This window comes from Streptomyces hypolithicus, from assembly GCF_052934925.1.
On the sequence record NZ_CM128811.1, the window covers coordinates 246,367 to 258,300 of the forward strand.

An 11,934-nucleotide genomic window follows, 5' to 3' on the forward strand; every position below is an offset into this window, starting at 1 on the left:
GGGCGCCGGGTACGACAGCGCGGGAACCGGCCCGTCACGTGGGCGGGTACGGGACCGGGCCGGCGACTGCGTTGACAGGGGTGCACCCGCTTCCGATACTGACTGACTGTTCAGTCGAGTTTTTCAGCCAGTCGAACCAGCGAGTCGCAGGCACCGTCACGCGCCCGGAGGCACCCTCTTGTCCGTCCCCCGTATGAGCGCCCCACTGGTCTCGCTGACCTGGACCGACCACATCACGGGACGGCGGGGTTTCCTGGTCGTCGACCGGCTGCTGCGCGGAGTGGCCAGTGGCGGCCTGCGCATGCGCGAGGGCTGCACCGTGGACGAGGTCGCGGGACTGGCCCGCGGCATGACGATGAAGGAAGCCCTCCACTACGACCCTGCGCATCCGAGGGGGCGCTACATACCGCTCGGCGGCGCCAAGGGCGGCATCGACTGTGACCCGCAGGACCCCGAGGCGTACAGCATTCTGGTGCGCTACCTGCGCGCCATGCGCCCGCACATCGAGAGCTTCTGGACGACCGGCGAGGATCTGGGGCTGTCCCAGGAGATCGTCGACAAGGCCGCGGCGGAGGCCGGCCTCGTCTCCACCATTCAGGCCGTCTACCCGTTGCTCGACGACGAGAGCGCGGCGCGCGGGCGGCTCGCCGACGCGTTCGGCGTCACGGTCGGCGGCATCGGGCTCGGCGAGCTCGTCGGCGGCTGCGGGGTCGCCGAGTCGGTGCTCGCGGCGCTCGACTCCGCGGCGATCCCGCACCGGGGGACGCGCGTGTCGGTGCAGGGCCTGGGAACGATGGGCGGCGCCACCGCCCGCTTCCTGTCCAAGGCCGGGCTGAAGATCGTCGCGGTGGCCGATGTGCTGGGCACGGTCGCGAACCCGGACGGGCTGGACGTCGAAGCGCTGCTCGCCGCCCGTGACGCGTACGGCGCGGTGGACCGGGCCGTACTGCGCTCCGACGACCAGGAACTGGCGGGCGACGCCTGGCTGTCCGCGGAGGCGGAGGTATTGGTTCCGGCGGCCGTGTCGTACGCCGTCGACGCGGCCAACCAGCGGCGGATCAAGGCCCGCTGGGTCGTCGAGGCGGCGAACATGCCGGTGCTGCCCGAGGCCGAGGCGCTGCTGGCGGAACGAGGGGTGAGCGTGCTGCCGGACGTCGTCGTGAACTCGGGTACGAACGCCTGGTGGTGGTGGACGCTGTTCGGGGACATCGGCCCCGACCCGGACGAGGCGTTCGCGTACACGCGGAGCTCGATGCGCACCCTCGTCGGCCAGATGCTGGCGCGGGCCGAGGCGGACGGCACGACGCCGCGCGCCGCCGCCCACGCGATCGTCGACGACCGGCTCCCGGTCATGGCGGAACGGTTCGGCTGGTACCGGTGACGCGTACCGGATCGGGGCCCACCGGATCGGGGCCCGCCGGATCGGTCGTGGCTGCGCAGTAGGGGCAGGTGGGACGCCCCCGTGTGTAGGGTTTGCCGGGTGGCGAGAGTGCGGTTGAGCGTGGAGGAACGGCGCGAGGAACTGCTGCGTGCCGCGGTCGGACAGATCGAGGCGCGGGGAGTGAGCGCCCTGCGCATCGCCGATGTCGCTTCTGCCCTCGGCGTGAGCAACGCGCTGGTGCTGTACCACTTCTCGACCAAGGAGAAGCTCGTCGGCGCCGCTTTCGTGTACGCCGCGGCCGGCGACCTCGCGCAGCTGCGCAAACTGCTCGGCCGGCGCACCAGCGCCGTACGCAGACTCCGGGCCGCGATCCGCTGGTACGCACCGGCCGGGCAGGCCAAGGGATGGAGGCTCTGGATCGAGGGCTGGGCGGCGTCCTTGCGTGAGCCGGTGCTCCGCGAAGTGGCCCGCGACCTCGACCGGCAGTGGAAGGCGGCGCTGACCGAGGCCATCAGGGAGGGCGCGGACGCCGGTGAGTTCCGGTGCGAGGACCCGGCGTCGGCGGCCTGGCGGCTGACTGCGCTGCTGGACGGGCTCGCCGTCCAGATGATGTCGTACGCGGGAACCCCGGTAGCTCTGACCCGGGGCACCATGCTGGAATGGGCCGAGGACGCGCTCGCCCGCGAATTGGGCATCGATCGCGCGGCGCTGGCGGCGGCCGCCCGCTGACAAGCTGACCAGGGGTGTCACACCACCTGTCCCGTTGATCTCAGTCCCTTTGATCCGGGAGCAGTTCATACTGGGCCGCGGAGCCGGAAGGGGTTGCGATGTCGGAACAGCAGTCTGTGCACGCGGTGTATGACGTCCTGGTCGTCGGCGGCAGTGGGGTGGACACCGTCGTCCGCGTCGATTCGCTGCCCGTACCGCTCGCGGATTCGCTTGGCGTGCCACCCATCCGGGAGTGGCCGGGGCACACCGGCGGCAATGTCGCGCTGGGCTGCCGGGCGTTGGGGCTTGAGGTCAAATTCATCGACTTCATCGGGGATGACTGGATCGGCGGGCAGGTCAGGGAGCGGCTGGCCAAGGGTGGAGTCGATTTCGAGCCGCTGATCTCACCGGCGGGGACCCGGCGCGCGGTCAATCTCGTGGACAGCTCGACGGGCCGCCGGATGTCGTTCTACGACGCCCGCGACCCGGGCGGCCTGCGGATGCCGCGGGACTTCTACCTTCCGCATCTGCGGCGTGCCGGTCATGTCCACCTGTGCATAGTGGACTTCGCGCGTCATCTCCTCGACGACATCGAGGAGCTGGGTGTTCCGGTCTCGACGGACCTGCACGACTGGGACGGACTGGCCGACCACCACAGGGAGTTCGCGCTCCGCTGCGATCTGGTGTTCCTCAGCGCTGCCGGCGCCGGGGAGCGGATCGCCGCCGTGATGCGGGAAATCCTGCGGGAGGGACGGGCCGAGGCCGTGGTGGCCACGGCGGGCGCGGGCGGCTCGTACCTGCTGACGCGGGACGGCAGCCGCACCCCACGGCCGGTTCCCGCGACGGTGCCGCCCGGCCCGGTGGTGGACTCCAACGGCGCCGGGGACGCCTATGTCAGCGGATTCCTGTACGGGCGGCTGGCCGGCCAGGGCCTTGAGGAGTGCGCCCGGCTGGGCGCACGCGCCGGAGCCCACGCCTGCACCACGGAGGGAAACACGGCCCTGATCGGCGCGGGCGACCTCCTGTCCCCGTAGGGCGCCGGCCTCACGTCTGGCACAGGGGGGCGCACGCCCCTGGCCGAGACTGAACGTCAAGGCCACCACGCCCTGCTCAGCGCCTCAGAGCGGCAGCAGGTCCGGGCGCTTCGCCGCCACGTGATCCCCCGAGCTCTCCCGGCGCAGCCGCCGCCCGATCCACGGCACCAGGTGTTCGCGCGCCCACTGGATGTTGTCTCTGCGCGCCTCCAGCGAGTTGCGCGGCACCTGCGGCGGCCACACCTGGTCGGGGTCGGCGGGGACGTCCAGGCCCAGCACTTGGCCGGCCCGCAGCGCGACCCGGGTGTGGCCCTCGGGCGAGAGGTGCAGGCGGTCGCCGTCCCAGGCGCGTCTGTCCTGGACCGACTTGAGGGACCACAGGTCGAGCACCGGGCAGTCATAGCGGTCGGCGACCGCGCGCACATGCGCCGTGTACGTCGCGATCTTGCCGCGCAGATGGCGCAGCACGGGAACGTCCCGAGTGTCGAAGCCCGTGGTCACCATGACGGTGCCGACGGCCTCGGTGAGCTCAGCGACCGCTGTCTCGAAGCGCTCGGCTACGTCGTCGGGGTCACTGCCTGGCCGGATGATGTCGTTCCCGCCGGCGCAGAAGCTCACCAGATCGGGGGCGAGCTGCCGCGCCCGCGGGACCTGCTCCGCCACGATCTGGTCGAGGAGGCGGCCGCGGACCGCGAGGTTGGCGTAGCGGAAGGTGTGCTCGGGGACGCGGTCGTCGAGGAGTACGGCCAACCGGTCCGCCCAGCCGATGAACGTACCGCCGGGCCCGGGGTCGCCGACGCCTTCGGTGAAGCTGTCACCGATCGCCGCGTACGACCCGATGGCGCCTGCTCTGAATGATCGCGAATCGTCTGCCACGTCGGCACATCCTTCACCGGCGGACGTGACCTACGCCACCGTAGGGAGGGGGTGACGCAGCGTGAGATACGACACGGGTCAGGTTCGGCCAACCCGGAATACGCCTTTGAACGCACGTAGGCCCCTTTCCTGCCGCCTGGGGGTGAGCGGCAGAGAAGGGGCGTACGGGCATGGAGCCGTCGCGGGGCGAGCGTCAGATGGAGACGCCGTTGCCGCGCAGGTAGGCCAGCGGGTCGACGTCCGAGCCGTAGCTCGGGCCGGTCCGGATCTCGAAGTGCAGGTGCGGGCCGGTGGAGTTGCCGGTGCTGCCGGAGAGGCCTATCTGGGTGCCGCCTCCGACGCTCTGGCCGGAGGAGACGGACAGCGAGGAGAGGTGGGCGTACTGCGAGTAGCGGCCGTCGTCGTGCTTGATGACGACCTCGTTGCCGTACGAGCCGCTCCAGCCGGCGGAGACGACGGTGCCGGTGGCCACGGCCTTGACCGGGGTGCCACTGGAGGCGGTGAAGTCGACGCCCGTGTGGTAGCCGCTGGACCAGCTGCCGCCGGAGGCGCGGTACGGCGTGGAGACGCCCGCGTCGACCGGAGCGGTGAAGCCGGATCCGTTGCTCTGGCCGGAAGCGGCCGCGTTGGAGGCGCTGTTGGCGGCGGGCGCCTTGGCCTCGTCCTTGGCCGGCGCGGGCGCGGAGTCCTTGGCCGAGGACTTCGAGGGCTGCGACGGCTGCGACGACTTCTCGGACTTCGACGGCTGGGCGGGCTTCGCGGGCGCCTGCGGCGCGGAGCCGGACGCCTTCGCGCCGATGGTCAGCTTCATGCCGGGCAGGATCAGCTCGGGGTTGCCGCCGACGACCACACGGTTGTCCTTGTAGAGCTTGTGCCAGCCGCCACGCACGTCCTGCTCTTCGGCGATCTTCGACAGATAGTCGCCGGAGACCACGGAGTAGGTCTTGGTGCCGGCCTTCTTCGCGGCGGCCTTCTCGGCGGCGGCCGCGGGGGCCGCCTTGCCGAAGGACGCGGCGGACGCGGAGGCCGGGGCGGCCTTCTCCGCGGCGTTCGCGCCGGTCACGGTCATGAACGGAAGTGCGAGAGCCGCTCCGCCCGTGCCTGCGGCGATAAATCCGCGGGTGATCGAGTTCGGCCTCTGGCGGCGGTGCTTACCCTTTGCGGGCATGGGGTATTCCTCTCCGGCGCCTACGAGGTGAGCTGTCGGGTTCGGGCTGGAGATGCCCGGCCGCGCTGATGCGCGGCTTCACCCCGAGCCGGTCCGGACCAAAAACTTCCGAATGCCGGCGTACTTACCTGGTTCCCCCGCTCCTGCCACACGTGAGTAGGTTCGGATTCCGGGCGGCGGCAGGATTAGGCGGTCCGCCCGGATTGACCGTGACCGTAAGCCGACCGGCCTTCCCCGTACAAGCGAGCTCATTCGCCCAGCCGTTGAGCGAGGGGAATTCGCGAGGGAATTGCCGTCACACTCCGTGGATTACGGATCTTCTCCCCCCGCCTGCGGAAAGGCATTTGTATCCGGATCTTCGCCACGCACGGTCACGAATGAGATCCTGCTCACCAGCGGCCCGCCCGCCCCTCCGTCACCTCCCTTGCACACAACGGGCGTTACGGTGATATGACCCGATTCGCCCCAACTGTCAGATACGCCTGAAGCGCCTGGCCAGCGGCGATGATCGCCACGGCCACGGTGTCGTATCGTCGAAACTCGCCGAAGTCGGCGAGCAGCGCCGACGGCAGACTCACAGGAGCCCACGTGTCACAGCAGGTGCCGCAGGTCCCGTCGGCAGCGCCCGAGCTTGCCGCAGTGCGCAACTTCCGTGATGTGGGCGGCCTGCCGACCGTGGACGGGCGCCGGGTGCGCTCCGGTGTCCTTTTCCGCAGCGGTCACCTCGCACACGCGACGGCGGCCGATGCGGCGTTTCTCGGCTCCCTCGGTCTTCATACGATCTTCGATTTCCGCAACGAGGCGGACCAGAAGCTGGAGGGCCCGGACATCGAGCTGCCGGGTGTGCGCAACGTGAACCTGCCGCTGACCGACCCTGCCGACGGCGCGGTGTTCTGGAAGATGGTCCGGGACGGGAACCTCGACGAGCTGCGCGAGATCCTGTCCGACGGCAAGGCCGCGGACCGGATGGCGCAGACGTACCGCGTGATCATCAAGGAGCGCACGGCCGAGCACAGCCAAGTGCTGCAGGCGCTCGCCGAGGACAGCGTGCCCGCCCTGATGCACTGCGCGGCGGGCAAGGACCGAGCGGGCCTGTCGATAGCGGTGGCCCTGCTGGCTGTCGGCGTCGAGCGTGACGCCATCGAGGCCGACTACCTCAAGTCGAACGACCCGAGCCGCCGCTACCGGGTGAGCCGCAGCGACAGCTCCCCGGCCGGAATGACTCCCGAGGTCATGGAGCTGCTGAGGCCGCTGTTCGACGCCCGCGCGGAGTACCTGAACGCCGCCTTCGAGACCGTCCAGGAGGTATGGGGCTCCACCACGCGGTACCTCGCGGAAGGACTGGGGCTCAGCGCCGAGACCCGCGAGCAGCTGCGGACCCGGCTGCTCGTCCCGAGCGACGAGAGCTGAGCGACGAGAGCTGAGCGACGAGAGCTGAGGGCCCGGCCGCGGGGGCCGGGCGGGCTGCCCCTACCTCGCCTGCTGGGCCGGGCCGCCCACCTCCGGCCCGCCTACCGGTTGGCGACCGCCTGCTTGACGAGCGTCCTGCCGAAGTCCCACATCAGTCCGCCGCCGCTGTGCGCGTCGTCCATCACGGCGGTGAAGGCGCGGACGAAGCGGTCCACCTCCTTCTCCCCCACGGTCAGCGGCGGAATCAGCTTGATGACTTCGAGGTGGTCGCCGGACACCTGGGTAAGGATGCGGTGCTTGTGCAGCAGCGGTGCGACGACCATCTGCGCGAAGAGCCCCTTGCGGGCGGCCTGGAGCATCGTCCAGCGGCTGCGCAGCTTCAGCGAGGCCGGCCGGCCGAACTCGATGCCGACCATGAGGCCCCGTCCGCGTACGTCGTGCAGCAGCTCGTAGCGCCCGACGAGCGCGGTCAGCCGCTCGCGCAGCAGGTCGCCGGTGCGCCGGGCGTTGGCGACGATCTCCTCGTTCTCCATCACCGACAGCACGGCGAGACCCGCCGCCATGGCCTGGGCGTTGGAACCGAAGCTGGCCGAGTGGACCAGCACGCGGTCCATCGAGGAGTAGACCTTCCGGAAGATCCAGTCCTTTCCGAGAGTCGCGCCGACCGGCACGTACCCGCCCGAAAGAGCCTTGGCGACGCACAGCAGATCGGGCTCCACGCCCTCCTCGTGCTGGTACGCGTAGAAGTCGCCGGTCCTGCCCAGCCCTGTCTGGACCTCGTCGGCGATCAGCAGGGCCCCGCGCCGGTGGAGGAGTTCCTGGGCGGCGCGCAGGAATCCGGGCGGGCAGGCACGTACGCCCTTGCCCTGGATCGGCTCGACGACCAGGCCCGCCACGTCGCCGCGCTCCAGCTCCCGCTCCAGCGCGGCGAGGTCTCCGAGGGCGATCGCGGTGTCGGGCAGCAGTGGGGCGAATCCGTCGCGGAAGCCGCTCTCGCCGTTGACGGAGAGCGAGCCGGCCGTCAGGCCGTGGAAGGCGTGGGCGCAGTAGAGGATTCTGGGGCGGCCGGTCGCGTACCTGGCGAACTTGAGCGCGGTCTCGACGGCCTCCGTGCCGCTGTTTCCGAAGAAGACCCGGTCCAGGTGCGGGCTGTGCGTGAGCAGCTTCTCGGCGAGCAGTCCGGGCAGCGGCTGGCAGTCGAAGCGCGTGAGGTCCGCGAGGGAGGCGTCCAGTACGTCGTGCAGTGCTCTGCGTACGACGGGATGGTGGCGGCCGAGGCCCATCACCCCGAAGCCGGCGAGCATGTCGAGGTAGTCGTTGCCCTCCGCGTCCCAGAAGTAGGCGCCCTCGGCCCGCTCGTAGACCTTGTCGAAGCCGATGGCGCGCAGCATGCGCGGCAGTTGGTGGTTGAGGTGCCTGGCGTGCAGTTCGTAGCCCTCCCCGCCGCGTTCGGCGAGGAGCGCCGCCAGGTCGAACTCCCCCGCCGGGCGGGGGCCGGGGCGGGGACGGGCTGCGGTCCCGTCCCCGCCCGGCGATGACCGGTGGTCCATCACATCACCCGCGGTTGGCCGAGACGGTCTCGCGGACCGCGCGCAGGGATTCCTTGAGCGAGCCCATGGTGGCGAGGACGGCCGTCGGCTCGTAGCCGCAGTGGGCCATGCAGTTGGCGCACCGGGGGTCCTTTCCCCGCCCGTACTTGCTCCAGTCGGTCTCTTCGATGAGCTCGCGGTAGGTCGGTACGTACCCGTCGCTCATCAGGTAGCAGGGCCGCTGCCAGCCGAACAGCGAGTAGTTGGGGATCGCCCAGGCCGTGCAGGAGAAGTCCGCCTTGCCTTCGAGGAAATCCAGGAAGAGCGGGGAGTGGTTGAGACGCCACCTGCGCCGGTTGCCGCCCGAGAACGCCTTCCTGAACAGCTCCCTGGTCTGTTCGACACCGAGGAAGTGCTCCTGGTCGGGGGCCTTTTCGTAGGCGTACGCCGGCGAGATCATCATCTCGTCCACCTCCAGGTCGTCATTGAGGAAGTTGAGCACCTCGATGATGGTCTGGGGCGTGTCGGTGTTGAAGAAGGTGGAGTTGGTGGTGACCCGGAAGCCGCGCTTCTTGGCCTCCTTGATCGCCGCGACGGCTTCGTCGAACACTCCTTCCTTCGCCACCGATTCGTCGTGGCGCTCACGCAGCCCGTCGATGTGCACGGCGAAGGCGAAGTAGCGCGACGGTGTGAATTTCTCGATCTTCTTGCGCAGCAGCACGGCGTTGGTGCACAGGAATACGTACTTCCGCTTCGCCACCAGCTGCCGCACGATCTCGTCGATCTGAGGGTGCATCAGCGGCTCACCGCCGGCGATGGACACCATCGGGGCGCCCGACTCCAGTACCGCGCCCACGGCCTGGGCCACCGGCATGCGCTGCTTGAGCACACCTGCGGGGTGCTGGATCTTGCCGCAGCCCTCGCACGCGAGGTTGCAGGCGTAGAGCGGTTCGAGCTCGACGATGAGAGGGAACTTCTCTCGCTTGCGGAGCTTTTGTTCAACGAGATACGTCCCGACCCTGATGGTCTGACGGAGCGGCATGGCCATCTAGCTCACCTCCTGGGGAGCAGCAAAGAACGGTGCCATTCGAAAAAAGCCGGTAGGACGGCGCGAAGAACACGGAAGGCCGATATTCCACCCCGGACCGTGCCAATGCGGACGAGCTCGTGCTCCGGAGCGTCCACGACCACCCGAACGGCCGCAACCGGACGCGGGCCCGCCCGCAGGGCGCTTCGGAGTGTCGCGGCCGATTCCATGTCCACGGCGATCGCCCCGGTGGCCCGCAGCTCGGCCCGTTCGGGGCCGCGTACGACATGGTCGGAGCCGGTCAGCGGCCCGATGTGGACCGTGCGTCCCGGTACGGCCCTGGCCAGCGCCTCGGCCAGCAGGTCGACGCCTGTGCAGGGGGTGCTGCCGCCGGGGCCGCGGGTCTCGTCGGCGACGATCAGGTCGCCCGGGTGCATGCCGGGGGCAAGCCCCGCGCAGAAACCGGACGCGATGACGGCGGTGCCGTCGGCGCGGTCGTGACCGCCCGCCCCGAGCGCACCGACGTGACCGCCTTCCCCGAGCGCACCGAGCGTTCGCAGGACAGCGGCCTCCGCCGCCCTCGGCCCCATGCCCGTCCGCAGTACGGTCAGGGGCCCTCGCGCCCCGCGGCGGTCGCCGCTGCGCAGCGCCAGGCGCTCGATGCCGAGCGCGCAGGCGATCAGCAGCGGCGCCGGCGCCTCAGGAGCCGGCGGACGGCTCATCAGGGTCCCTGCCGGAGATCGGGGAGCGCGGGCTCCCCGTGGACGTACCGGCCCAGAGCGGTGAGCGGGAAGACCTGCCGGTAGAGGTTGTAGTTGATGGAGAAGTCCCAGGGGAATCCGGTGCCCGTGAAGTAGGGCTCGTCCCAGGAGCCGTCCTCCCGCTGGGTCTCGGCCAGCCAGGTGACGCCCCGCTCGACGGACTTGCCGTGCTGCTCTCCCGCCGCAAGCAGGGCGAGCAGCGCCCACCCGGTCTGGGAGGCGGTCGACGTGCCGTGCCCGGCCCAGCGGATGTCGCGGTACGAGCGCAGATCCTCGCCCCAGCCGCCGTCGTCGTTCTGGACCGATTCCAGCCAGTGGACGGCACGTCGGATCGCGGGGTGGCCGACGGGCAGCCCCGCCGCGGTCAGCGCCGGTACCACCGATCCTGTGCCGTACACGTAGTTGACGCCCCAGCGTCCGAACCAGGCGCCGCCCGGCTCCTGCGCGGCGAGCAGCCACTCGATGCCCCGCCGGGTGCGGGCGTCGTGCGCCCGTCCTTCGACGGCCAGCATCTCCACCACGTGCGCGGTGACGTCGGCGGACGGCGGGTCGGTGACCTCACCGAAATCACAGAACGGCAGCCGGTTGGGGAAGGCGCTGGTGTTGTCCGCGTCGAAGGCCGCCCAGCCCCCGTCCTTGGACTGCATCCCGAGGTTCCAGCGCACCGCGCGCTCGATGGTCGCCTCTATCCGCCCACGGTCCGGGTGGGCGACCCGGCGCAGCGCCAGGATCACCTCGGCCGTGTCGTCGATGTCCGGGTAGTTGTCGTTGTGGAACTCGAAAGCCCAGCCGCCCGGCTCCAGTCCGGGCCTGCGGACGGACCAGTCCCCCGGCCGCAGGATCTGCTCGCCCATCATCCAGTCGGCGGCCCGGACGAGCGCCGGGTCGTCGGGGCGTACGCCCGCGTCGGCGAGGGCGATGGTGGCGAGGCAGGTGTCCCAGACCGGTGACTGGCACGCCTCGATCATGCGGGCGCCGTCCTCGCGCCACACGGCGAACCGGTCGAGGGACTCCAGGCCGGCGCGCAGCACCGGGTGCTCCAGGTCGTACCCCAGCAGGTGGAGTGCGATGAGCGAGTACACGGCGGGTGGCTGGATTCCGCCCCAGCACCCGTCGTTCTCCTGCCGCTCGATGATCCAGCGTGCCGCGCTCCGCATCGCGGCCCCGCGAACGATGCGGGGCGCGAACCGGTGGTAGAGGTGCAGGGCCCGGTCGAGGCCCTGGAACAGTCCGTCCCAGGTGAGTGGCGAGGCCATGGGCCTGCGCGGGTTCGGGACCCCGGGGTCGGTGTGCAGTTCGTCGAGTGTGAACGGCCCCGGGCGCACCGGCCGGTGCGCGGAGACCACCGTCAGCGGAACGATGGTCTGCCGGGCCCAGCACCCGAAGCCGTAGATGTTCAGCGGGACCCAGGAGGGAAGGAAGATCAGCTCGGGCGGCAGCTCGGGCAGGTCCTCCCACTTCCACCAGCCGAAGAGCGCCAGCCAGATGCGGGTGAAGACGCGGCTCGCCGCGATGCCGCCGCGCGCCCTGATCCAGGCCGCGGCGCGGGCCATGTGCACGTCGTCCGGCTGGTCGCCGGCCAGCCGCAGGGCGACGTACGCCTCGATGGTGGTGGACAGGTCGCCGGGGCCTCCGTAGAAGGTGGCCCAGGTGCCGTCCGGGCGTTGCTCGCCGCGGATGAAGAGCGCGGCGGCCCGCAGCGTCCCCTCGTCCTGGATGCCGAGGAACTCACGGAGCAGCAGGTCTTCGGCGTCCATGGTCACATTGGTGTCGAGGTCCCCCTTCCACCATCCCCGTGGGTCCTGCCTGGCCAGCAGGTGCTGGACCGCACGGTCGGTGGCCCGCCGCGCCGCGTCCACGGCGTCGGCGGTCCCCGTCATGCGGATCGTGTCGGTTGTCGTTTCGCTGGCCGCGGCCGCGCGGGGCTTCGTGGCCCCGGTGCTTCCGTCGGTCGTCGCTGTCATGGCTTCCCCTTCGTGCAGTTGGTCATCTGCTGTGCTGGGGGCTGCCGTCGGCCGGCGCCCGGTTTCCCGGGCGCCG

General features: G+C 70.7%; 10 protein-coding genes and 1 riboswitch. Of the genes, 4 read left to right on the top strand and 6 right to left on the bottom strand.

The features are described 5' to 3' along the window. Positions 1-193 precede the first annotated feature (193 nt). From ACU6WZ_RS01275 to ACU6WZ_RS01285, 3 genes are all read left to right on the top strand, one after another. The gene (locus ACU6WZ_RS01275) at positions 194-1,381 is read left to right on the top strand and encodes a Glu/Leu/Phe/Val dehydrogenase dimerization domain-containing protein (RefSeq protein ID WP_447031246.1); all 1,188 of its coding nucleotides are present in this window, start codon (positions 194-196) and stop codon (positions 1,379-1,381) included. 99 nt (positions 1,382-1,480) lie between these two features. Next, entirely contained in the window at positions 1,481-2,110 is a 630-nt protein-coding gene (locus ACU6WZ_RS01280) for a TetR/AcrR family transcriptional regulator (RefSeq protein ID WP_447031247.1), read from the top strand. Between the two features lie 98 nt (positions 2,111-2,208). Next, positions 2,209-3,123: a carbohydrate kinase family protein gene (locus ACU6WZ_RS01285; RefSeq protein WP_447031248.1), complete on the top strand. Its 915-nt coding sequence runs from the start codon at positions 2,209-2,211 to the stop codon at positions 3,121-3,123. An 84-nt stretch (positions 3,124-3,207) separates the two neighbouring features. Here ACU6WZ_RS01285 and ACU6WZ_RS01290 read toward each other — a convergent pair whose 3' ends face one another. Further along, the gene (locus tag ACU6WZ_RS01290) at positions 3,208-3,999 is read right to left on the bottom strand and encodes an SGNH/GDSL hydrolase family protein (RefSeq protein ID WP_447031249.1); all 792 of its coding nucleotides are present in this window, start codon (positions 3,997-3,999) and stop codon (positions 3,208-3,210) included. A 193-nt stretch (positions 4,000-4,192) separates the two neighbouring features. Beyond that, complete coding sequence (locus tag ACU6WZ_RS01295; protein WP_447031250.1) at positions 4,193-5,167, bottom strand: M23 family metallopeptidase; 975 nt, start codon at positions 5,165-5,167, stop codon at positions 4,193-4,195. 4 nt (positions 5,168-5,171) lie between these two features. Then, positions 5,172-5,340, bottom strand: a riboswitch (cyclic di-AMP (ydaO/yuaA leader). A 415-nt stretch (positions 5,341-5,755) separates the two neighbouring features. Between ACU6WZ_RS01295 and ACU6WZ_RS01300 the strand changes: the two genes are divergently transcribed. Continuing rightward, positions 5,756-6,577, top strand: coding sequence for a tyrosine-protein phosphatase (locus ACU6WZ_RS01300; RefSeq protein ID WP_447031251.1), 822 nt, complete (start codon positions 5,756-5,758; stop codon positions 6,575-6,577). Positions 6,578-6,678: 101 nt separating this feature from the next. Here the strand turns inward: ACU6WZ_RS01300 and ACU6WZ_RS01305 are convergent, their stop codons facing one another. From ACU6WZ_RS01305 to shc, 4 genes are read right to left on the bottom strand one after another with little or no spacing between them, the layout of a single operon-like run. Beyond that, a complete protein-coding gene (locus tag ACU6WZ_RS01305) occupies positions 6,679-8,127 on the bottom strand; it encodes an aspartate aminotransferase family protein (RefSeq protein ID WP_447031252.1) in 1,449 nt (482 codons plus the stop codon). Positions 8,128-8,131: 4 nt separating this feature from the next. Beyond that, complete coding sequence (gene hpnH / locus ACU6WZ_RS01310; protein ID WP_447031253.1) at positions 8,132-9,154, bottom strand: adenosyl-hopene transferase HpnH; 1,023 nt, start codon at positions 9,152-9,154, stop codon at positions 8,132-8,134. 5 nt (positions 9,155-9,159) lie between these two features. Beyond that, entirely contained in the window at positions 9,160-9,855 is a 696-nt protein-coding gene (locus ACU6WZ_RS01315) for a phosphorylase family protein (RefSeq protein ID WP_447031254.1), read from the bottom strand. Then, on the bottom strand, positions 9,855-11,858 hold the full coding sequence (shc, locus tag ACU6WZ_RS01320; protein ID WP_447031255.1) for a squalene--hopene cyclase: 2,004 nt from the start codon (positions 11,856-11,858) through the stop codon (positions 9,855-9,857). The genes ACU6WZ_RS01315 and shc overlap by 1 nt, the downstream gene beginning before the upstream one ends. Positions 11,859-11,934 lie beyond the last annotated feature (76 nt).